General features: G+C 67.0%; 23 protein-coding genes and 1 tRNA gene. 20 read left to right on the top strand and 4 right to left on the bottom strand.

Annotated elements, in window-relative coordinates; translation table 11 throughout:
• Window positions 1-7 precede the first annotated feature (7 nt).
• The 4 genes from BMZ17_RS00350 (at window position 8) to BMZ17_RS00365 (ending at window position 5,445) form a co-directional block, all read left to right on the top strand.
• On the top strand, window positions 8-1,165 hold the full coding sequence (locus tag BMZ17_RS00350) for a lactonase family protein (protein ID WP_093133659.1): 1,158 nt from the start codon (window positions 8-10) through the stop codon (window positions 1,163-1,165).
• A gap of 388 nt (window positions 1,166-1,553) precedes the next feature.
• Window positions 1,554-2,480 carry a lipid kinase YegS gene (yegS, locus tag BMZ17_RS00355; protein WP_093133663.1) on the top strand — a complete coding sequence of 309 codons (927 nt, stop codon included), beginning with the start codon at window positions 1,554-1,556 and terminating at the stop codon, window positions 2,478-2,480.
• Window positions 2,481-2,722: 242 nt separating this feature from the next.
• Window positions 2,723-3,910, top strand: a complete 1,188-nt coding sequence (locus BMZ17_RS00360; protein WP_093133668.1) for an iron-containing alcohol dehydrogenase — start codon at window positions 2,723-2,725, stop codon at window positions 3,908-3,910.
• The gene (locus BMZ17_RS00365; protein ID WP_093133671.1) at window positions 3,907-5,445 is read left to right on the top strand and encodes a CoA-acylating methylmalonate-semialdehyde dehydrogenase; all 1,539 of its coding nucleotides are present in this window, start codon (window positions 3,907-3,909) and stop codon (window positions 5,443-5,445) included. Before BMZ17_RS00360 ends, BMZ17_RS00365 begins: the two co-directional genes overlap by 4 nt.
• Window positions 5,446-5,514: 69 nt before the next feature.
• Here BMZ17_RS00365 and BMZ17_RS00370 read toward each other — a convergent pair whose 3' ends face one another.
• The gene (locus BMZ17_RS00370) at window positions 5,515-6,309 is read right to left on the bottom strand and encodes an IclR family transcriptional regulator (protein ID WP_093133674.1); all 795 of its coding nucleotides are present in this window, start codon (window positions 6,307-6,309) and stop codon (window positions 5,515-5,517) included.
• 246 nt (window positions 6,310-6,555) lie between these two features.
• On the opposite strand from BMZ17_RS00370, the gene trpE reads away from it, so the two are divergent.
• From trpE to BMZ17_RS00415, 9 genes are all read left to right on the top strand, one after another.
• Window positions 6,556-8,046, top strand: coding sequence for an anthranilate synthase component I (trpE, locus tag BMZ17_RS00375; RefSeq protein WP_093133677.1), 1,491 nt, complete (start codon window positions 6,556-6,558; stop codon window positions 8,044-8,046).
• A gap of 14 nt (window positions 8,047-8,060) precedes the next feature.
• Window positions 8,061-9,098, top strand: a complete 1,038-nt coding sequence (locus BMZ17_RS00380; protein ID WP_254775154.1) for a threonine aldolase family protein — start codon at window positions 8,061-8,063, stop codon at window positions 9,096-9,098.
• A 67-nt stretch (window positions 9,099-9,165) separates the two neighbouring features.
• Complete coding sequence (locus BMZ17_RS00385; protein ID WP_093133684.1) at window positions 9,166-9,918, top strand: SIMPL domain-containing protein; 753 nt, start codon at window positions 9,166-9,168, stop codon at window positions 9,916-9,918.
• A 10-nt stretch (window positions 9,919-9,928) separates the two neighbouring features.
• The gene (locus BMZ17_RS00390; RefSeq protein ID WP_093133687.1) at window positions 9,929-10,507 is read left to right on the top strand and encodes an anthranilate synthase component II; all 579 of its coding nucleotides are present in this window, start codon (window positions 9,929-9,931) and stop codon (window positions 10,505-10,507) included.
• Between the two features lie 2 nt (window positions 10,508-10,509).
• Complete coding sequence (locus BMZ17_RS00395) at window positions 10,510-10,860, top strand: hypothetical protein (protein ID WP_093133690.1); 351 nt, start codon at window positions 10,510-10,512, stop codon at window positions 10,858-10,860.
• A gap of 4 nt (window positions 10,861-10,864) precedes the next feature.
• Window positions 10,865-11,893 carry an anthranilate phosphoribosyltransferase gene (gene trpD / locus BMZ17_RS00400; protein WP_093133693.1) on the top strand — a complete coding sequence of 343 codons (1,029 nt, stop codon included), beginning with the start codon at window positions 10,865-10,867 and terminating at the stop codon, window positions 11,891-11,893.
• Window positions 11,890-12,240, top strand: coding sequence for an antibiotic biosynthesis monooxygenase family protein (locus tag BMZ17_RS00405; protein ID WP_254775155.1), 351 nt, complete (start codon window positions 11,890-11,892; stop codon window positions 12,238-12,240). Before trpD ends, BMZ17_RS00405 begins: the two co-directional genes overlap by 4 nt.
• 80 nt (window positions 12,241-12,320) lie before the next feature.
• Window positions 12,321-13,112 (top strand): indole-3-glycerol phosphate synthase TrpC, encoded by a 792-nt coding sequence (gene trpC, locus BMZ17_RS00410; RefSeq protein WP_093133701.1) that lies wholly within the window; start codon window positions 12,321-12,323, stop codon window positions 13,110-13,112.
• Complete coding sequence (locus BMZ17_RS00415) at window positions 13,109-13,834, top strand: haloacid dehalogenase-like hydrolase (protein WP_093133706.1); 726 nt, start codon at window positions 13,109-13,111, stop codon at window positions 13,832-13,834. Before trpC ends, BMZ17_RS00415 begins: the two co-directional genes overlap by 4 nt.
• Window positions 13,835-13,847: 13 nt before the next feature.
• On the opposite strand, the gene BMZ17_RS00420 is transcribed toward BMZ17_RS00415, so the two are convergent.
• A complete protein-coding gene (locus tag BMZ17_RS00420) occupies window positions 13,848-14,603 on the bottom strand; it encodes a sulfite exporter TauE/SafE family protein (protein ID WP_093133709.1) in 756 nt (251 codons plus the stop codon).
• 114 nt (window positions 14,604-14,717) lie between these two features.
• Window positions 14,718-15,377: a cAMP-activated global transcriptional regulator CRP gene (gene crp, locus BMZ17_RS00425; RefSeq protein WP_254775156.1), complete on the bottom strand. Its 660-nt coding sequence runs from the start codon at window positions 15,375-15,377 to the stop codon at window positions 14,718-14,720.
• A gap of 169 nt (window positions 15,378-15,546) precedes the next feature.
• On the opposite strand from crp, the gene speD reads away from it, so the two are divergent.
• Window positions 15,547-16,338, top strand: a complete 792-nt coding sequence (gene speD / locus BMZ17_RS00430) for an adenosylmethionine decarboxylase (protein WP_093133715.1) — start codon at window positions 15,547-15,549, stop codon at window positions 16,336-16,338.
• Between the two features lie 177 nt (window positions 16,339-16,515).
• Entirely contained in the window at window positions 16,516-16,830 is a 315-nt protein-coding gene (gene sugE / locus BMZ17_RS00435) for a quaternary ammonium compound efflux SMR transporter SugE (RefSeq protein WP_093133718.1), read from the top strand.
• A gap of 142 nt (window positions 16,831-16,972) precedes the next feature.
• Here the strand turns inward: sugE and coq7 are convergent, their stop codons facing one another.
• Entirely contained in the window at window positions 16,973-17,617 is a 645-nt protein-coding gene (gene coq7, locus BMZ17_RS00440; protein ID WP_093133721.1) for a 2-polyprenyl-3-methyl-6-methoxy-1,4-benzoquinone monooxygenase, read from the bottom strand.
• A gap of 244 nt (window positions 17,618-17,861) precedes the next feature.
• Between coq7 and rplM the strand changes: the two genes are divergently transcribed.
• The 5 genes from rplM (at window position 17,862) to BMZ17_RS00465 (ending at window position 20,837) form a co-directional block, all read left to right on the top strand.
• Window positions 17,862-18,290, top strand: coding sequence for a 50S ribosomal protein L13 (gene rplM / locus BMZ17_RS00445; RefSeq protein WP_093133725.1), 429 nt, complete (start codon window positions 17,862-17,864; stop codon window positions 18,288-18,290).
• A gap of 2 nt (window positions 18,291-18,292) precedes the next feature.
• On the top strand, window positions 18,293-18,685 hold the full coding sequence (rpsI, locus tag BMZ17_RS00450; RefSeq protein WP_093133728.1) for a 30S ribosomal protein S9: 393 nt from the start codon (window positions 18,293-18,295) through the stop codon (window positions 18,683-18,685).
• A 60-nt stretch (window positions 18,686-18,745) separates the two neighbouring features.
• Window positions 18,746-18,820: transfer RNA gene (locus BMZ17_RS00455), tRNA-Gln, on the top strand.
• Between the two features lie 282 nt (window positions 18,821-19,102).
• Window positions 19,103-19,786 (top strand): 2OG-Fe dioxygenase family protein, encoded by a 684-nt coding sequence (locus BMZ17_RS00460; protein WP_175485434.1) that lies wholly within the window; start codon window positions 19,103-19,105, stop codon window positions 19,784-19,786.
• A gap of 61 nt (window positions 19,787-19,847) precedes the next feature.
• Window positions 19,848-20,837 (top strand): fumarylacetoacetate hydrolase family protein, encoded by a 990-nt coding sequence (locus BMZ17_RS00465; protein ID WP_093133735.1) that lies wholly within the window; start codon window positions 19,848-19,850, stop codon window positions 20,835-20,837.
• Window positions 20,838-20,913 lie beyond the last annotated feature (76 nt).

A 20,913-nucleotide genomic window follows, 5' to 3' on the forward strand; every position in this document is an offset into this window, starting at 1 on the left:
ACCTCATATGCTGCCTTTGTTCCGGCTCACCGCCCTGGCCATGACCGCACTGCCGCTGGCGGCCAGTGCCGCGTCGGTCGACCTGCTGGTCGGCTCCTATACCGAAGGCGATGCGCCCGGCCTGTACGCGTACAAGTTCGACACCGCCAGCGGCAAGCTCGATCCCAAGCCCTGGCAGCAGCTGCGACTGGATAACCCGTCGTGGCTGGTGGTCTCGCCCGATCAATCGCGCGTGTATGCGGTCAACGAAAACGGCCCCGGCGCGCGCGATGCGGTCGGCCGCGCCAGCGCGCTGACGCTCGATGCCAAACACGTGCTGACCCTGGACAACCAGGTGTCCACGCTAGGCGATCACCCGACCCACGCCAGCCTCACGCCCGACGGTCGCTATCTGCTAGTGGCCAACTACTCGGTCAACGCCGATCCGGGCGGCACGCTGGCCGTGTTGCCGATCGATGCGCGCGGCCAGCTGCAGCCGGTGACCCAGCTGTCGAGCTACCAGGCCAGCCACGTCGACAAGGACCGGCAGCTGTCGGCGCACATCCACTCGGTCAACTTCGCGCCCGACGGCAAGACCGCGTATGTCGCTGACCTGGGCGGCGATCGCGTCTACGCCTATCGCTACGCGCCGGGCGACAACGCCGAGCGTCCGCTGCAGCCGGCGGCCATGCCGTTCCTCGCGCTGCCGCCGGGCAGTGGCCCGCGCCACCTGGTATTCGATGCCGACGGCCAGCACGCGTACCTGACGTTGGAAATGACCGGCCAGGTCGCGACGCTGGACGTCGCGGCCGATGGCGCGCTGTCGCTGCGCCAGGTGCATGACCTGTTCGAGGCGGGTTTCAAGGGCGACAACGGCGCCGGCGCGATTCATCTCTCGGCCGACGGCAAGTTCCTCTACGCGGTCAATCGCGGCACCGACAACCAGATCGCGGTGTTCGCGGTCGCCGCCGATAGCGACTTGTCGCTGGTCCAGCGCCGCGCGACCGAAGGCCGCCAGCCGCGTGAGTTCTCGATCGATCCGTCAGGCCATTTCCTGCTGGTGGCTGCGCAGGGCGACAACCGCATCGTCGTGATCGCGCGCGATCCCAGGACCGGCAAGCTCGGCAAGACCTTGCAGACGGTCGAGGTGGCGGCGCCGTCGGATCTGAAGTTCCTGAAGCCCTGAGCACGCGCGATCGCCGCTGAAGCGGCTCCCACACCAGCACAGACGTTGTGGGAGCTGCTTCAGCAGCAGTGTGGCTCCCCCAGCACAACCACCGCCGCCGAACGACGCCCAAAAAAGAAACCGCGTCGAGTCGCCCCAACGCGGTTCCGGTGAATGCTGGAGGCTGATCCTGCCTCCCTCCGTCGTCCCTGCTATGGCCTTCGATGTTGCGCGCGATGTTTGACCGAATCGTGACAGGCGGGCGACAAATCCATCGCGCGGCTTTCCAGGCGCCAGTCCCGCGCACGCTGTTCACGCGGCGCGTCCTGCTGACCGTCCGGTCAGCTCTGTAATGCATGGTCGGTCGATGCGGCTGCTAGCCTGCGGCACCCCACCTTGTGTCGTTCCCATGTCGCAGCCCCGCTGGCGTCTGATCCTCAACGGCAAGTCCGCCGGCAACGACGCAGTGCGGGCTGCGGTCATGGCGATGCGCCGCCGCGACGTGCACCTGGACGTGCGCGTGACCTGGGAAGGCGGCGATGCCGAACGTTACGTCGCCGAGGCCATCGCCGATGGCGTGGACACGGTGATCGCCGGCGGCGGCGACGGCACCTTGAGCGAGGTCGCCACCACGCTGGCCCATCGCGACGAACCGGCCGACGCGCTGCCTGCGCTCGCGCTGTTGCCGCTGGGCACGGCGAACGACTTCGCCACCGCCGCGCTGATCCCGGCCGAGCCGTTGCAGGCCCTGCAGCTCGCCGCCGACGGCCCGCTAAACGCCATCGACCTGCTGCGCGTCACGGCCGACCACGGCCCGCACTGGTGCGCCAACGTGGCCACCGGCGGCTTCGGCACGCAGGTGACGGTGGAGACCGACGAGGCGATGAAGCGCGTGCTGGGCGGGCTGGCCTACGTGGTCACCGGGCTGGCGCGGCTGGGCCGGGTCGAGCCGCTGCGGGCGCGCTTCACCGGACCGGATTTCCGCTGGGAAGGCGCGTTCATCGCGCTGGGCCTGGGCAATGGCCGCCAGGCCGGGGGCGGCCAGGCGCTCTGCCCGGAGGCGCTGATCGACGATGGCCTGCTGGACCTGACCATCATCCCCGAGCTCACCGGCACCTTCGCCGCCACGCTGGGCACGCTGATCACCGGTGGCAAACGCGCCGCGCTTGAGCAGGTTGCCGTGCGCCGGCAGCTGCCGTGGGTGGAGATCGACGTGGACCAGCCGATCACGCTCAACCTCGATGGCGAGCCGGAAACCTCGCGCCACTTCCGTATCGAATGCGTGCCGGGCCGGCTGCGCATGCACCTGCCGGCTGCCTGCCCGCTGCTGGGCTGAGTCTCACTGCACAGCCCTAAGCGGCGGCGCTCGCTCTATCACTCGTTGAATCCCAAGGCGGGCGCCGACGGCACCGGCGCGCGGTCGTGTGCCCGCGCTGAACCGGTTGGGCTTTGGTCTAATGGCTCATGATCTTCATAACGATACGATGCGTCTCGTTATTTGATTCCAGTCCGCATTGGTGCGCCAGCCGAAGGCTCGGGCACCGCCTTGCGTCCATGCCGGTTCCGCTTGGAGGTTTCATGTCCGCCCAGGTCATCCTGCCCCGCGTCATGCATGTCGGTGCCGATGCCAGCCTCAAGGCCGGCGAGGTGCTGGTCGTGCTGGGCTGTTCACGCCCGCTGATCGTCACCGATCCGATGATGGTCAAGCTTGGCTACGCTGCCACCGTACAGGACGCGCTGGCTGCGGCCGGCATCGCTTCGGACGTGTTTGCCGACACCGTGCCCGAGCCGACCGAAAGCTCGATCGTGGCCGGCGTGGAGCAGGTCCGCCACGGCAGCTACGACGCCATCATCGCGCTGGGCGGTGGCAGCCCGATCGACAGCGCCAAGGCCATCGCGATCCTGGGCAAGCACGGCGGCGTGATCCGCGACTACAAATTCCCGCGCCAGGTCAACGAAGCCGGCCTGCCGATCATCGCGATCCCGACCACCGCCGGCACCGGCTCGGAATGCACGCGCTTCACCATCATCACCGACGAGGCCAACGACGAAAAACTGCTGTGCGTTGGCCTGGGCTTCATGCCGATCGCCGCGCTGGTGGACTACAAGCTCACCGTCAGCGTGCCGGCGCGCACCACCGCCGATACCGGCATCGATGCGATGACCCACGCGATGGAGGCCTACGTCAGCCGCAAGGCCAGCGCCTACAGCGACAGCCAGGCCATCGCCGCGATGCGCCTGATCGGACCGAACCTGCGCACCGTCTATCACGATGGCAACGATCAACCCGCGCGCGAGGCGATGATGCTCGGCGCCACGCTGGCGGGGATCGCGTTCTCCAATGCGTCGGTGGCGCTGGTGCACGGCATGAGCCGGCCGATCGGCGCGTTTTTCCACGTGCCGCACGGCCTGTCCAACGCGATGCTGCTGCCCAGCGTGACCGCGTGGTCGATTCCTGCTGCATCGGCGCGTTACGCCGACTGCGCGCGCTTCCTCGGCGCGGCCGAATTGCGCGATGACGATGCCACGGCCAACGCCAAGCTCATCGACTTCCTCTACGCGATCAACGCCGAACTGCAGGTGCCCACGCTAGCCGAGTTCGGCGCGCAGCATGCGCGCTTCTTCGAGCTGCTGCCGACTATGGCCGAACAGGCGCTGGCGTCCGGCTCACCCGGCAACAATCCGCGCGTGCCCAGCGCGGACGAGATCATCGACATCTACAAGACCCTGTGGGTCGAACCCCAACAAGAGGCGTTGCGCGCATGAATTCGATCCTCAAGGAACCGCTGCAACCGGCGGCGAACACCACCATTACAGGCCATCTCATCAACGGCCAGGAGCGCCTGGACGCGGCGCGCCTGCAGGACGTCTACAACCCGTCGACCGGTGAGGTCGGCAGCCAGGTCGCGCTGGCGTCCAAGGCCACGGTGGAGGAAGCCATCGCCGCCGCGCAGGCCGCGTTCCCGGCGTGGCGCGATACGCCGCCGGCCAAGCGCGCGCGGATCATGTTCAAGTTCAAGCAGCTGCTGGAAGACAACGCCGCGCGCATCTGCGAACTGATCGGCCGCGAGCACGGCAAGATTGCGCACGACGCCGCCGGCGAACTGCAGCGCGGCATCGAGAACGTGGAGTACGCCTGCGCCGCGCCGGAACTGCTCAAGGGCGAGTACACGCGTAACGTCGGCCCGGGCATCGATTCGTGGAGCGAGTTCCAGCCGATGGGCGTGGTGGCCGGCATCACGCCGTTCAACTTCCCGGTGATGGTGCCGCTGTGGATGTATCCGATGGCGCTGGTGTGCGGCAACACCTTCGTGCTCAAGCCATCCGAACGCGATCCCGGCCCGACGCTGTTCATCGCCCAGCTGCTGCACGAGGCGGGCCTGCCGCCGGGCGTGCTCAACGTGGTCAACGGCGATAAAGAGGCGGTGGATGCCCTGCTCACCGACAAGCGCGTGCAGGCGGTGAGCTTCGTCGGCTCCACGCCGATCGCCGAGTACATCTATTCGACCGCCACGGCCAACGGCAAGCGCTGCCAGGCGCTGGGCGGGGCGAAGAACCACGCCATCGTCATGCCCGATGCCGACCTGGACAACGCGGTCAGCTCGCTGCTGGGCGCGGCCTTCGGATCGTCGGGCGAGCGCTGCATGGCGCTGTCGGTCGCAGTAGCGGTGGGCGATGAGATCGCCGATGCGCTGATCGCCAAGATGAGCCAGGCGATGCAGGCGCTGAAGGTCGGTGCCTTCAGCGATGCCAACAACGATTTCGGCCCGCTGATCACCGCCCAGCATCGCGACAAGGTGGTGGGCTTCGTCGACAGCGCCGAATCGCAGGGCGCGCGCGTGGTCGTCGATGGCCGCATGCCCACCGTGCCCGGCTACGAGCAGGGCTTCTACGTCGGCGGCACGCTGATCGACGGCGTCACCGCCGACATGGACAGCTACAAGCAGGAGATCTTCGGGCCTGTCCTGCAGGTGGTGCGGGTCAAGACGATGGATGAAGCGATGCAACTCATCAACGACCACGAATACGGCAACGGCACCTGCATCTACACGCGCGATGGCGAGGCCGCGCGCTGGTTCAGCGATCACGTGCAGGTCGGCATGGTCGGCATTAACGTGCCGCTGCCCGTGCCGGTCGCCTTCCACAGTTTCGGCGGGTGGAAGCGCTCGCTGTTCGGCGATCTGTCGGCCTACGGCCCGGATGGCGTGCGCTTCTACACGCGGCGCAAGACCATCACCCAGCGTTGGCCCTCGGCCGGCGTGCGCGAAGGCGCGGTGTTCTCGATGCCGACGATGAACTGATCCACCCTCCCGGGTTAGTGCGGTGGCGGCGGCCCGCGATGGCCGCCGTTTTTGCGTGAAGCGAAGCGGCTACGCGCCTTCGTCTTCGCCTTCCGGGGCCTCAATCAGCACCGCCAGGTCCTGCGCGGCGCGGCGCATCGCCGGCTCGCAGGCGCGCAGGTCTTCGATTGATTTGCGCAGCGTCGGCGCGTGCACGTACAGGTAGGCGAAGCTGCGGCCCTGCGCGTCCTTGATCGGCACAGAGACAGCGACCATGCCGGCGATGAATTCCTCATCGTCCACGCCCAGCTCGGTGCGCGCGATGTCCTGCAGCGCGTGTTCCAGCGTCGCCGGATCGGTGAGCGTGCGCCGGGTCATGCGCTCCAGCGGCAGGCTGCCGATGATGCGGCTGCGGCGCGCCTTGCTCATGCTGCTCAGGTAAAGCTTGCCGCTGGCCGTGCACCACACTGGCGCCAGGCTGCCGTTGGGCAGGTGGATCTGCAGCGGCCAATGGCTCTGGACGCGGTCGTAATAGACCATGTCCAGGCCATCGGGAATCGAGATGCCGCAGGTCTCGTCGACCTCGGCCGAAAGCCGGCGCAGGATCGCCTGGCGCAACGCCTTGTGGCGGCTGGTGTACAGCACGCCGCGCGCGATGGTGACCATGCGTTCGCCTGGCACCACCAGCCCGCGCATGTTGACCTGCACGTAGCCTTCGGCCTGCAGCTGCTGCAGCAGGCGATGGATGCTGGGCTTGGGGATGTCGAGCAGGAAGGCCAGGTCGGCCGGCGAAGGCGGGCGCTGTGCCTCGGACACCGCTTCGATGATTTCCAGCACGCGCGAGATCGCCGATCCCTTGGTCCGGCCGGATTCTTGTGGGCTCATGGCATTCCTGGATGGGGCATGGGGCGCGTCGCGGTCATGGCCGTGTCACGGCCGTGTGCGCGGCATTGTTCCATAGCGCCGGCACGCGTCCGCGGGCCGTTGCACGATTGCCGCATTGCGGTACAGTACGGCCCGTGCCCGCCCTGACGACCAAGCTTTCCTCCTTTTCCGCTCGCCGCGCGTGGCGATGGTGGCCTGTTGCCGTCGTCCGTCCCGCCGCCACCGAGTTCGTGAAGGAAAGCCTCCTTGATCACCGCCGAGCAGTTCCAGCGCCACGCCGCTGACGTCCAGACCCCCGGGTCGAACCCTCTTGTCCCCGTTGTCCGCGAAGTGCTGTCCGATCTGGACACGCCGCTTTCGGTCTACCTGAAACTCGCCGACGGCCCGTACACCTACCTGTTCGAATCGGTCGAAGGCGGTGAGCGCTTCGGTCGCTATTCCATCATCGGCCTGCCGGCGCGTCGCGTGCTGACCTTCCGCGGCCACACGCTGGAAGTGCGCCAGGATGGGCAGGTGGTGGAGACGCGTGAGGTCGCCGATCCCTTCGCCGAAATCGAATCACTGCGTGCCGCCCATGCCGTGCCCAAGCTGGAAGGCCTGCCGGGCTTCACCGGTGGTCTGGTGGGCTGGTTCGGCTTCGAGTGCATCGGCTACATCGAGCCGCGCCTGGCCGGCGGCAAGGCCCGCGACGAGCTGGACACGCCCGATATCCTGCTGATGGTGTCCGAGGAAGTGGCGGTGTTCGACAGCCTCAAGGGCCGCCTGTACCTGATCGTGCATGCCGACCCGCGTGTGGAAGGCGCCTGGGATGCGGCGCAGGCGCGCCTGGATGCGCTGCAGGAGAAGCTGCGCCAGCCCGGCGCCGGCTATCCGAAGCCGATCACCCGCGAGGTGATGGACGAGAGCCACTTCGTCTCCGGCTTCACCCGCGAAGGTTTCATCGACGCGGTCGAGCAGTCCAAGGAATACATCCGCGCCGGCGACATTTTCCAGGTGGTGCTGAGTCAGCGCCTGAGCGTGCCCTTCAGCGCGCGCCCGGTGGACGTGTACCGCGCGCTGCGTGCGCTGAATCCGTCACCGTACATGTACTTCCTCGATGTGGGCGACGTGCAGGTGGTGGGCTCCTCGCCGGAAATCCTGGTGCGCCTGCAGGATGGCAAGGTCACCGTGCGCCCGATCGCCGGCACCCGTCCGCGCGGCGCCACGCCGGAAGAAGACAAGGCGCTGGAAGTCGAGCTGCTGGCCGACCCGAAGGAACTGGCCGAGCACGTGATGCTGATCGACCTGGGCCGCAACGATGCCGGTCGCGTCTCGCAGGCTGGCACCGTGGAAGTGGGCGAGCGCTTCGGCATCGAGCGCTACAGCCACGTGATGCATATCGTCAGCGAGGTCACCGGCCAGTTGAAGCTGGGCCTGAGCTATACCGACGTGCTGCGCGCGACCTTCCCGGCCGGCACGGTCAGTGGTGCACCGAAGATCCGCGCGCTGGAAGTGATCCGCGAGCTGGAGCCGATTAAGCGCAACGTGTACGCCGGCAGCATCGGCTACATCGGCTGGCACGGCGATGCCGATACCGCCATCGCCATCCGCACCGCGGTGATCAAGGACGGCCGCCTGCACGTGCAGGCCGGCGCCGGCATCGTCTACGACTCGGATCCGCAGAAAGAGTGGGACGAAACCATGAACAAGGGCCGTGCGCTGTTCCGCGCCGTGGCCCAGGCCGCGCAGGGCTTGTGATGGACGGCAACGCGATGACCCCGAAAGCCTCTTTTCGCAACGACTACAGCGAAGGCGCGCATCCGCGCCTGCTGCAGGCATTGGCCCAGGCCAGCGCCGAGCAGAACGCCGGCTATGGCTTGGACGCGCACAGCACGCGCGCCGCGCAGCTGATCGTCGCGCGCCTCGGCCAGCCGCAGGCGCAGGTGCATTTCCTGGTCGGCGGCACCCAGACCAACCTGCTGGCGATCTCCGCGTTCCTGCGTCCGCACGAGGCGGTGATCGCCGTGGCCAGCGGCCATGTCGCCACCCACGAGACCGGCGCCATCGAAGCCACCGGCCACAAGGTGCTCATCACCCCGCACGTGGACGGCAAGCTCACGCCCGATGGCGTGCGCGCGCTGCTGGCCGAAAACACCAGCGAGCACATGGTCAAGCCGCGCCTGGTGTATGTCTCCAACACCACCGAGCTGGGCACCATCTACACCAAGGCCGAGCTGCAGGCGCTGCGCGCGCTGTGCGATGAGTGCGGCCTGCTGTTCTATCTCGACGGCGCGCGCCTGGGCAGTGCGCTGACCGCGGAAGGCAACGACCTGAGCCTGGCCGACATCGCCGCGCTCACCCACGCCTTCTACATCGGCGGCACCAAGAACGGCGCGCTGGTCGGCGAGGCGCTGGTCGTCGTCGAACCGGCGCTGCAGGCCGACCTGCGTTACCTGATCAAGCAACGCGGCGCGATGCTGGCCAAGGGCATGGTGTTGGGCGCGCAGTTCGAAGCGCTGTTCGAAGACGCGCTGTTCTTCGAACTCGGCGCACACGCCAACGCCATGGCCCAGCGCCTCCAGGCCGGCCTGAAGGCCGCCGGGATCGCGCTGCTGATCCATTCGCCCAGCAACCAGGTCTTCCCGATCCTCACCCACGCCCAGATCGAGGCGCTGGCAGGCGTCACCAGCTTCGAGCGCTGGTCGCCGCACAGCGACACTCACGCGGTGATCCGCCTGGTGTGTTCGTGGGCTACGCGCGAGGACGCGGTGGATGCGCTGCTGGCTGCGATCGGCCACCTCGTCCGCTGAGCATGTGCGGGTTGCCTTCCCCTCCCATCCGACCAGCAGCGCTGGTCTTTCGACAAGGCGTGTTGAAATGAAACGTGCATGGATGTTGTGGTCGTTGCTGCTTCCGGTCGTGGCCTCCGCGCAGGTCAACAGCCTGCCGTCGCAGCCGCATCTGCTGGTCAAGGGCGAGGCGCACCGTGAGGTCATGCCGGATCGCTTTGGTGTGCTGGTGACCCTGCAGCGCGTCGATCCGTCGCCTGAGCTGGCACGCATGCAGGTGCAGGCCGATGCGGCGACCGTGCTGTCGGCCTTTCGCGGACATCATGTGCTGCCCGACTCGATCGATGCGGCCACGCTGACGATCCAGCCGAAGACCGAATACATCGATGGGCGCGAAGTGTTCAAGGGTAGCGAGGTGACGCGCCGGCTGGCTGCGACCTTCAAGACGCTGGCCGATACGCGTGCCTTTCTGGCGGAGCTGAGGACCAGTCCATCGCTGCAGCTGTCCGGCATCACGCCCAGCTACAGCGACGAGGCCAGCCTTCGAAAGACCTTGAAGGCCGACGCGGCCCGGCAGTCGCGCGAGGCGGCCGAAGGCTTGGCCAAGGCGTATGGCGTCAAGCTGGCCGGCCTTTACACCATCTCTGATGTCGCCCCGGCTTTCAGCTATGGCATCCAGGCGGGGACGTGGCCTGGCACACACACGTCTGTGCCGCCTGCGCCCCCCGCGCCGCCCGCGCCATTGGCTGACATCTCCGCGCGGGTGGATGGCGAAGCGCTGGAAGCCGGCAGTCTCACCCTCTCCGAAAACGTCTATGCGGTCTTCCTGATCGCGCAATGAGTACACCGTCATGCTGCTGATGCTCGACAACTACGACAGCTTTACCTACAACCTCGTGCAGTACCTGCAGGCGCTGGGCGCCGAGGTCGAGGTGGTGCGCAACGACGCGCTGAGCGTTGATGACATCGCAAAAAAGGCGCCGCAACGCATCGTGATCTCGCCCGGTCCGTGCACGCCCAACGAGGCGGGCGTGTCGCTGGAACTGATCGAGCGCCTGGGCGCGACCACGCCGATCCTGGGCGTGTGCCTGGGCCACCAGAGCATCGGCCAGGTTTACGGCGGCGATGTGATCCGCGCCGGCCGCATCATGCACGGCAAGGTCTCGCCGATCCGCCACGAAGGCCGCGGCGTATTTGCCGGCCTGCCGGATCGCTACGAGGCCACGCGCTATCACTCACTGGTGGTGGACAAGGCCACGTTGCCGCCTGCGCTTGAAGTCACGGCCTGGACCGAGAACGACGACGGCTCGATGGAAGAAATCATGGGCCTGCGCCATCGCGAGTTCCCGGTCGAAGGCGTGCAGTTCCACCCCGAATCCATCCTCACCCAGCACGGTCACGCGCTGCTGAAGAATTTCCTGGAGCGCTGAGCATGAGCCGAAATCTGCTCGTCCTACTGATCGCGTGGTTGGGGTGTGCCATGAGTGCTCACGCCGCGACGGTGCCTTCAGGCGCCACGTGCAAGGACGAGGCAACGGTTCAGGCTCGAAAGTTGCTCGTTTTCCATTTCGGCAGCGACGACGATCGGATCGACATCAGTCCAAACGTCGAGCCGCTGCCCTCGATCGTGAATCCGCGCAACGCGCGACAGCGCTTCGATGTGCTCGAAGTCTGGGGCACGATCTATAAAGGTAACTACCGGATGCGCTTTGAATACTGGCCGGACAAAGATGGAAGTTGCACCTTGATGGGCCAGGAAATCCTCGAATACGCGAGCCTTTGATCTTATGAGCATCACCGCGCAGGAAGCCCTGCAACGCACCATCGAACACCGCGAGATCTTCCACGACGAGATGGTGGATCTGATGCGCCAGGTCATGCGCGGCGAGCTCTCGCCGATGATGACCGCTGCCATCCTCACCGGCTTGCGGGTGAAGAAGGAAACCGTCGGCGAGATCGCGGGCGCAGCCACGGTGATGCGCGAATTCTCGCGCACGGTGGATGTGGCCGATCGCACTCACATGGTCGATATCGTCGGCACCGGCGGCGACGGCTCGCACACCTTCAACATCTCGACCTGCGCGATGTTCGTTGCCGCGGCCGCCGGCGCGAAGGTCGCCAAGCACGGCAACCGCAGCGTCTCGTCCAAGTCGGGCAGCGCCGATGCGATCGAAGCGCTGGGCGCGAAGATCGAGCTGCAGCCCGAGCAGGTCGCCGCGGCCATCGAGGCCACCGGCATCGGCTTCATGTTCGCGCCGATCCATCATCCGGCGATGAAGGTCGTCGCGCCGGTGCGACGCGAGATGGGCGTGCGCACGATCTTCAACATCCTGGGGCCCCTGACCAACCCGGCTGGCTCGCCGAACATCCTGATGGGCGTGTTCCATCCCGATCTGGTCGGCATCCAGGCGCGCGTGCTGCAGGAACTCGGCGCCGAGCGTGCATTGGTGGTGTGGGGCCGCGATGGCATGGACGAGCTCTCGCTCGGTGCGGGAACGCTGGTCGGCGAGCTGCGCGATGGCCAGGTGCGCGAGTACGAACTGCATCCGGAGGATTTCGGCATCGCCATGTCGGCCAGTCGCAACCTCAAGGTGGAAAGCCCGGAGGAGTCGATCGCGATCCTGCATGCGGTGCTGGCCGGCGAGCCCGGTCCTGCGCTCGACATCGTGGTGTTCAACGCCGGCGCGGCGCTGTACGTCGCCGGCGTCAGCGACTCGATCGCCACGGGCATCGAATGCGCGCGCGCGGCGATTGCCGATGGCAGCGCCGCGGCCAAGCTGCGCCAGTACGTCGACTTCACCCGCGTGCTGCCGTGAGCCTGGGCGCAGCGGGCTTTGCCGAGCTGCCGGCGCCGCCGTACTGGGCGGTGGTGTTCTCTTCGCGCCGCAGCGCCGGTGACGACATCGGCTACGGCGAAGCCGCAAGGTGCATGGTCGAGCTGGCGCAGCAGCAGCCGGGTTTCCTAGGCGTGGAATCTGCGCGTGGCGAGGATGGCTTCGGCATCACCGTGTCCTACTGGGAAACCGAGGCGGCCATTGCCGCCTGGCGCGCGCATGCCGAGCACGCCGCGGTGCGCGCCACCGGCCGCCGCGACTGGTACACCCACTTCGAGCTGCGCGTGGCCAAGGTGGAACGCGCCTACGGCGGCGGCCACGCGGCCTGACGGGCCGGTCAAGGACCGCCGATGACGACAATGCGACAATGGCGCATCAGCCGCGGTCGACGCGGCGCGCAACGGACACCATGAGCGACATCCTCGACACCATCCTCGCCCGCAAGCGCGAAGAAATCGCCGCACGCAGCGCCGTCGTGCCGCTGGCCGACCTGATTGCGCGTGTCGACGCCGCGCCGCCGGTGCGCGGCTTCGCCGACGCACTGCGCCGGACCATCGCCGCCGGCGATGCCGGCGTGATTGCCGAAGTGAAAAAAGCCAGCCCGTCCAAGGGCGTGATCCGGCCCGATTTCAATCCGGCGGAGATCGCGGTGAGCTACGAATTCGGCGGTGCCGCGTGCCTGTCGGTGCTGACCGACGTGGACTTCTTCCAAGGCGCCGACGAATACCTGCAGCAGGCACGCGAGGCCTGCACGCTGCCGGTGCTGCGCAAGGATTTCACCATCGACGCTTACCAGGTGTATGAGGCGCGCGTGCTGGGCGCCGACTGCATCCTGCTGATCGTGGCGGCGCTGGACGACCAGCAGCTGGTCGAACTGGCCGACCTAGCCATGCAGCTGGGCATGGACGTGCTGGTGGAAGTGCACGACATCGACGAGCTGGAGCGTGCGCTGCAGGTGCCGGCGCCGCTGCTGGGCATCAACAACCGCAACCTGCGCACCTTCGAGGTCTCGCTGCAGAACACGCTGGAGATGAAGGGCGCCGTGCCGCGCGACCGCATCCTGATTACCGAGAGCGGCATCGTCACGCCGGACGACGTGGCGACGATGCGCGGGCAGGGCGTGCATGGCTTCCTGGTCGGCGAGGCCTTCATGCGCGCCGACGAGCCGGGCGAGGCGCTGCGGCAGCTGTTCTTCGCATGACCGTGCCCGGACCGTATCCGACGCCCGCGGCCGATGCGCCGGTGGTGGTGTTCGATTTCGACCACACGCTCTACGACGGCGACTCGGGCAGCCATCTGTTCGCCTGGCTGATCAAGCGCAGTTGGATACGCACCGCCGCCGCCGTGCTGCTGACGCCACTGCTGGGGCCGCTGGTGGCGATGCTGCCCACGCGCCGGCGCGGGATTTCCGGCTACGTGTGGATCGCGACCTTCGGCCTGCACCGTCGTCGTGACCTGGACGCGCTGATCGATCAGTACGTGGCCGCCAACAAGGACGAGATGCGCACGCGGCTGCTGCCGCTGGCGCTGGATGTGTTCACCGCGCACCGCGCGGCGGGCGATCGCGTGGTGGTGGCCACCGGCGCGCCGCCGGAACTGGCGCGGGAGATCCTGTCTTTCGTCGCCCACCAGGACGTGCCGGTGATCGGCACCCTGGTCGGGCCGAAGTTCGGCGCGGTGGCCGCGCGCCGCCACTGCCATCATGAGGAGAAGATGCGGATGCTGCGCGAGCAGGGCTATGGCGACATCGCCGTGGCCTACAGTGACAGCACCGCCGATTTGCCGCTGCTCAAAGCGGCGGCCCGCCCGGTGGTGGTCAATCCGAAGGCGGATAAAGAGGCGCTGTTCCAGCGCGTGCTGCCGGCCGGGACGCCGATCCTCAACTGGGGCTGCGCCAGCCGCGGCGGCGCGCCCGCGGCGTGAAGTGCGGCATTGATCAGCGGTTGAACAGCACCAGCTGGTAGGCGCTGACCACCAGCGCCAGCACTCCGACGCTGCCCAGGATGACCCGCTCCGGCAGGCGCTTGACCATGATGGCGGCCAGCGGCGAAGCCAGCACGCCGCCGATCACCAGGCCGGCCACAACGTGGGCGTATTCCATGCCGATGGTGAAGACGAAGGTCAGCGAGATGGCCAGGGTCACGGCGAATTCGGCCAGGTTGACCGTGCCGATGGTTGCCCGGGTCGCGCTGCCCGAGGCCAGCAAGGTCGAGGTCGACAGCGAGCCCCAGCCGCCCCCGCCAATTGCATCCAGCAGCCCCGCCAGAAAACCCACCGCCGGCACCTTGCGCTGGCCGGCTGCTTCGGCCTTGGCCGCGCGATGGCGGATGACCCGGCGCAGAATCAGCACCGCCAGCACCAGCAGGTAGAGGCAGGTCACCGGCCGGAACAGGTTGCCCGGCACCCGGGTCAGCACGTAGGCGCCGATCACCCCGCCGACCACGCCGGGAATGGCCAGGCGCAGCAGCAGGGTGCGGTCGACATTGCCCATCAGCGCGTGGCTGCCGCCGGACGCGCCGGTGGTGAAGACCTTGGCGGTATGTACAGCTGCACTAACCGATGCGGGTGGCAGGCCCATCGCCAGTAGCACCGAGGTCGAGACCAACCCGAACGCCATGCCCAGCGCGCCATCGACCAGCTGCGCGGCCAGTCCGATCAGGATGAACCAGTAGAAATCGTTGCCCAGTTCCATCGGCACAGTCCCATCTGCAGGCATGTGCCGCCGGGCAGCCAGTCCGGGCGCCCAAGCGGTGGTTGAACGGTGCGGCCCACCCCCTGATGGGCCGGTTTTCGGCGTGGCGCCGGGTCAGCGCGTGCCGTACAGCACGACGGTCTTGCCGCGTGCGTGGAGCAGGCCGTCGGCCTGGAGCTTCTTCAGGACGCGCCCGGCCATCTCGCGCGAGCAGCCCACCAGGCGGGCCAGCTCCTGGCGAGAGACGCGCATCTGGGTGCCCTGCGGGTGGCTCATGGCCTCCGGCTCGTGGGCCAGGTCATGCAGGGTACGGATGATGCGGTCGGTCACGTCCAGGAACGCCAGGCGGCTGGCCTTGCGACTGGTGTCCAGCAGGCGACGCGAGAGCTGGGTGCCGATGGCGAACAGCAGCTTGGCCGCGTCCGAGGCCAACTGACCGCCGAACAGCTGGTGCAGGCGCTCGTAGCTGATTTCGGCCAGCTCGCACTGGGTGCGGGTACGCAGGACGACCTCACGGCGGTCCGATTCGATGAACAAGCCCATCTCACCGACGAACTCGCCCGGGCCGAAATAGCCCAGGACCAGCTCGCGGTCTTCTTCTTCCTCGGCCAGGATGCTCACCGAGCCGCTGACCACGTAATAAAGGGTTCCAGCCGGGTCGCCCGGGCGGAAAACGTCGGCGCGTGCCGGGTAGCGACGGCGGTGGCTGTTGGACAGGAACGACTCGATCGTCGTCAGGTCAGGAATCAGCGCGCTGGCGGGGGATCGCGTCAAACTCGGGGGAAGACCTGCTTTCATGGCAGCTCATATAGTGAAACGAATTGTCCCGAGCTTAGTCTGAATGGGGCGGCTGCGGCAATGTGCGTTGCACTGTCATTTCGCCGTCAGACCATTTGCCGCATAATTCCGCCCTTCACCCGTTTCTTTGCGAAGGTCCATTGCCGTGGTCAAACCACTGCCGCGCCTGAGGTTGCAGGGCTTCAACAACCTCACCAAGGCACTCAGCTTCAACATTTACGACGTCTGCTATGCAGTCTCGGAAGACGAGCGCCAGCGCTACATCGAGTACATCGATGAGGAATACAACGCCGATCGCCTGACCCAGATCCTCACGGATGTGGCGGAGATCATCGGCGCCAATATCCTCAACGTGGCCCGCCAGGACTACGACCCGCAGGGCGCCTCGGTGACCATCCTCATCTCCGAGGAGCCGGTGATCGACAAGTCGGCCGCCAAGGGCGTGATCTCCGACGCCGTGGTCGCGCACATGGACAAGAGTCACATCACCGTCCACACCTATCCGGAGACGCATCCGCAGGCCGGCATCGCGACCTTCCGTGCGGACATCGACGTGGCTACCTGCGGCGTGATCTCGCCGCTGAAGGCGCTGAACTACCTGATCGAGTCGTTCGAGTCGGACATCGTGATCATGGACTACCGCGTCCGTGGCTTCACCCGCGACATCAAGGGCAAGAAGCACTACATCGATCACAAGATCAACTCGATCCAGGACTTCATGGCCAAGAACATCAAGTCGCGCTACGAGATGATCGACGTCAACGTCTACCAGGAAAATATCTTCCACACGAAGATGCACCTGACCGACTTCGACCTGGACCAGTACCTGTTCGAGGAAAAGGCCCGCAACCTGTCGTTCAAGGAGCGGATGAAGATCGAGAACCTGGTGCGCCGGGAGATCGAGGAGCTTTTCCACGGCCGCAACCTGGCCGAGTAATCCCTAGCTGAGGGTCAGCCGCGGTTACACGGCACTGACTTAAGGTTGTGGCATCAACGGCGGGACGACCCGCCCGTGGCAGCCAATGCCGCGCACGAAGATGGCCGACGACGGCCCGGGCTCACGTCCGGGCCGTTTCGTTTTTGCGGCCGGGCAAAACAAGTAAGGAGAACGACGATGGCGTGGATCTATCTGCTGGTGGCCGGGGTGTTCGAGATCGGCTTCGCGATGGGACTCAAGTACACCGAGGGCTTTACGCGGCTGTGGCCGAGCGTGGGCACGATGGCGGCGGCCGGTGCCAGCCTGTGGCTGATGACCCAGGCGATGAAGGGCATTCCAGTCGGCACGGCCTACGCGGTGTGGACCGGGATCGGCGCCACCGGCGTGGCGGTGGTGGGCATGGCGTTGTTCGCCGAACCGGCTTCACCGGCGCGACTGGCATGCATCGGCCTGATCGTGGCCGGTGTCATCGGGTTGAAGCTCGCTAGTTAGTCCCGCCTGCGGACCAAGCGCGCCTCCCAAGTTGGCTGCGCAAACCTTGGGCCCCACGCATCGCTTTCCTATCCCCGCGCCGTTGGCGCGCCCCCTTAACAAAAGGGGCTCTACTCCATCATGTTCGCTAGCGAGCATTTGCTCAGAGCCGATACGCCACGGTCTTCATGAAGCGCGAGGCCAGCTTCATTACGCCGGGGATCGGCTGAGGCAACCGGCGCGCGCCGGCATGTTCGGCGTGATCGGCATGGCGGGCTTCGTCGGCCTTCATCACGCGCAGCACGTCGCGGCTGCGCAGGTCGGCTGGCGGCAGGATGTCCAGGTGTTCGTCCAGGTGGGCTTCGACCTGGCGCTCGGTCTCGACCACGAACCCCAGATTCCAGCCGTCGCCGCGCAGGCCGGCCAGCAGGCCGATCGCATAGCTGCCGCCGTACCAGAGCGGGTTGAACAGGCTGGGGCGGCTGTCCAGTTCGCGCAGGCGCTGGGCGCACCAGGCCAGATGGTCGGTTTCTTCCTGGGCCGCCTCGTGCAGATGGGCGCGGGTCTGCATATCACGGGCGACCGCGGCCTGGCCCGAATACAGCGCCTGAGCGCAGACCTCGCCGACGTGGTTAATGCGCATCAGGCCGGCGGCGTGGCGGCGCTCGTTCTCGTCAAGCGCGATATCCGGCGTGGCCGCGGCGGGGTAGGGGCGCCGCGCGGGCGGGTTGCCGACGGTGGTTTCCAGGGCGTGCTGGGCTTCGGCCAACAGCAGGTCGAAGGTGGAATGCGTGCGGGTCGCGGTCATGGCGGCAGTGGGGGCCGTGGCGCTGCGGTGAGGCAGCCGATGCGGCCATGTTCCCTCGCGCGGCTGGGGATGCCAAGCCGAGGCGCCCGGGCGCGTTTAGCAAGAGGTTGCCGGGACTTGCAAGCGCCGGGGCGGCCCCGTACAATCCCGCCCCTTCGTTTCACCCTTCACAACGCGTGGCAAAGTTCCGCGTGGGGCCAACGCCCCGAGCGCAATCCGCCCGACCAAACAAAAGAGCTTTTTCATGAGCACGTTCACCGCAAAGAACGAGACCGTCCAGCGAGACTGGTTCATCGTTGACGCCTCGGGCAAGACCCTGGGCCGTCTGTCCACCGAGCTGGCCCGCCGCCTGCGTGGCAAGCACAAACCGGTCTATACCCCGCACGTTGATACTGGCGACTACCTGATCGTCATCAACGCCGAGAAGATTGCCGTCACCGGCAAGAAGCTCACCGACAAGAAGTATCACCGCTTCACCGGTTACATCGGTAACCTGAAGACCGAGAGCCTGCAGCAGGCCCTTGAGCGTCATCCGGAGCGCGTGATCGAGACCGCCGTGAAGGGCATGCTGCCGAAGGGCCCGCTGGGCCGCGCCATGTACCGCAAGCTGAAGGTCTACGCCGGTACTACCCATCCGCACGCCGCACAGCAGCCGCAGGTCCTGGACATCTAATCATGGCTATCACTCAGAACTACGGCACCGGCCGTCGCAAGTCCTCCACCGCCCGCGTGTTCCTGCGCAAGGGCACCGGCAAGATCACCGTCAACGACCGTCCGCTGGACGAGTTCTTCGGCCGTGAGACCGCGCGCATGATCGTGCGCCAGCCGCTGGAGCTGACCAACAACACCGAGAGCTTCGACATCCTCGTGACCGCCGCTGGCGGCGGCACCACCGGCCAGGCCGGCGCCATCCGCCTGGGCATCGCCCGCGCGCTGGTCGAGTACGACGAAACCCTGAAGTCCGAGCTGCGCAAGGCGGGCTTCATGACCCGCGACGCCCGCGAAGTCGAGCGTAAGAAGGTCGGCCTGCACAAGGCACGTCGCGCCACGCAGTTCTCGAAGCGCTAATCCGCTTCTGCTTTACGCTGGACGGCGGCGTCCGTATACTTCGCCGCCCAGCTGTTCCACAGCCCCGTCGCCAAGCGGTAAGGCACCTGACTCTGACTCAGGCATTCGGAGGTTCGAATCCTTCCGGGGCTGCCATCTTCAAGAAAAGAGACTCGCTTCGGCGGGTCTTTTTTTTGCCCGTCATTTACTGCGCAGCCGCGATGCGATGGCGGTGTTCCGCGGTTGCTGAAGGTCTTGGTGCACGCCTCATGCGCGTGGTCATGCGTTGCGCACACGGAACGGGCGCGCGCGGGGCGAGGTGTAGAATCGCCGGCTGTTCCGCGGCTGCCATCGCTGCCGCTTTTTCCGGATACGGCCGTCGCCATGAGTGTTTCCCCGCCTCCTCCCCTGACTCCGGTTGCGGAGGTCGTTGGCCGCATGCGCCTGGAAGGGTATGCAGTGATCGACCGTGACGCCGTTTGTGCGCTGGCCGATTGCAGTGCCGATGCGCTGGACGCGCTGACCCCGGACTGGAACGACCTGGCCGTCGATACCTATCTGCGCGATGGCGGACGTTATCGCCGTCGCCGCCACGCCTGCTTCGTGCAGGACGGCGATGCGCTGCAGCTGTCGCCGCGCCGCGCGCACTGGCAGTCGGAGGACTACAACGCGCTGCACGGCGGCATGCATCGCTGGTTCGAACCGGTGGCCGAGGCGACCCTGGCGCAGCCGGCGTGGTCGGGATTGATCGCCGGCTTCGGCAAGCTGTTCGCGCAGCTGCGCGGGCAATCGCAGTGGTTCGTCGAAGCGCACCAGTTCCGCATCGACACCGCCAACGGCATCGGCCGGCCGACGCCGGAAGGCGCGCACCGCGACGGTGTGGATTTCGTCGTGGTGCTGCTGATCGACCGGGTCGACATCAAGGGCGGCGAGACGCGCGTGTTCGAAGCCGATGGCACCCACGGCCAGCGCTTCACTTTGGGTCAGCCGTGGTCGGCGCTGCTGCTGGACGATGCGCGGGTGATCCATGAATCCACCCCGATCCAGCCGGCCGATGGCGCCGGCCACCGTGACACGCTGGTGCTGACCTACCGCGCCGGGGCGTTCCAGGGCGAAGACTGAGCCGTTGCTCGCGGCGCTCGTTACAATTGAAACGAGCGCCGGAGGGGCGCGGAGGACGTCGATGAAACTGGGTTCCCTGAAGGAAGGCGGCCGCGACGGCACGCTGATCGTGGTCTCGCGTGATCTCACCCGCGCCGTGCGCGCCACTGGCATCGCACCAACGTTGCAGCGCGCCCTGGACGACTGGGCCGGCATCGCGCCGCGCCTGGCGGCGCTGTCCGACTCGCTCAATGCCGGCCAGGCCGATGGTGACTTCGACCTGGACATGGCCGCACTGGCCGCGCCGTTGCCGCGCGCCTACGAGTTCGTCGATGGCAGCGCCTACCTGGCCCACGTCGAGCGCGTGCGCAAGGCGCGCGGCGCCGAGGTGCCGGCGACCTTCTACACCGATCCGCTGATGTACCAGGCCACCAGCGCCGGGTTCCTGGGGCCGCGCGAGCCGATCCGCGTGGTCAGCGAGGACTATGGCATCGACCTGGAGGCCGAGGTCGTGATCGTCACCGACGACGTGCCGATGGCCGTGGATGCCGCGCAGGCCGCCGCGCACATCCAACTGGTGGGCTTGGTCAACGATGTGTCCTTGCGTAACCTGATCCCGGGCGAGTTGGCCAAGGGGTTCGGCTTCCTGCAGTCCAAGCCGCGCTCGGCGCTGTCGCCGGTCCTGGTGACGCCGGATGAACTGGGCCAGGCCTGGCAGGGCGACAAGCTGCACTTGGCCATGCGCACCCAGCTCAACGGCGCCTGGTTTGGTGAGCCGGAAGCAGGCGTGGACATGCAGTTCGACTTCGCCCAGCTCATCGCCCATGCCGCGTGCACCCGCCCGCTGGTGGCCGGCACGCTGGTGGGCTCGGGCACGATCGCCAATCACGACACCGGCAAGGGCGCGTCCTGCCTGGCCGAGCAGCGGGTGGTGGAAACCCTGCGCGACGGCCAGCCGGCCACGCCGTTCCTGTCCTTCGGCGATACCGTGCGCATCGAGATGCTGGCACGCGACGGAAGTCCCATTTTCGGTGCGATCGAGCAGCGGATCGAACGGCAGCCTTTGCCATAACCTTGCGACGTCCCACAATGCGCCGCTGGGCGGTGCCATCGTGGCCGCGCCTGCTTGAAACGAGGTTGTCCCGCGC

It is taken from the genome of Pseudoxanthomonas sp. GM95 (assembly GCF_900109775.1).
In the GTDB taxonomy this organism is placed as follows: Bacteria; Pseudomonadota; Gammaproteobacteria; order Xanthomonadales; family Xanthomonadaceae; genus Pseudoxanthomonas_A.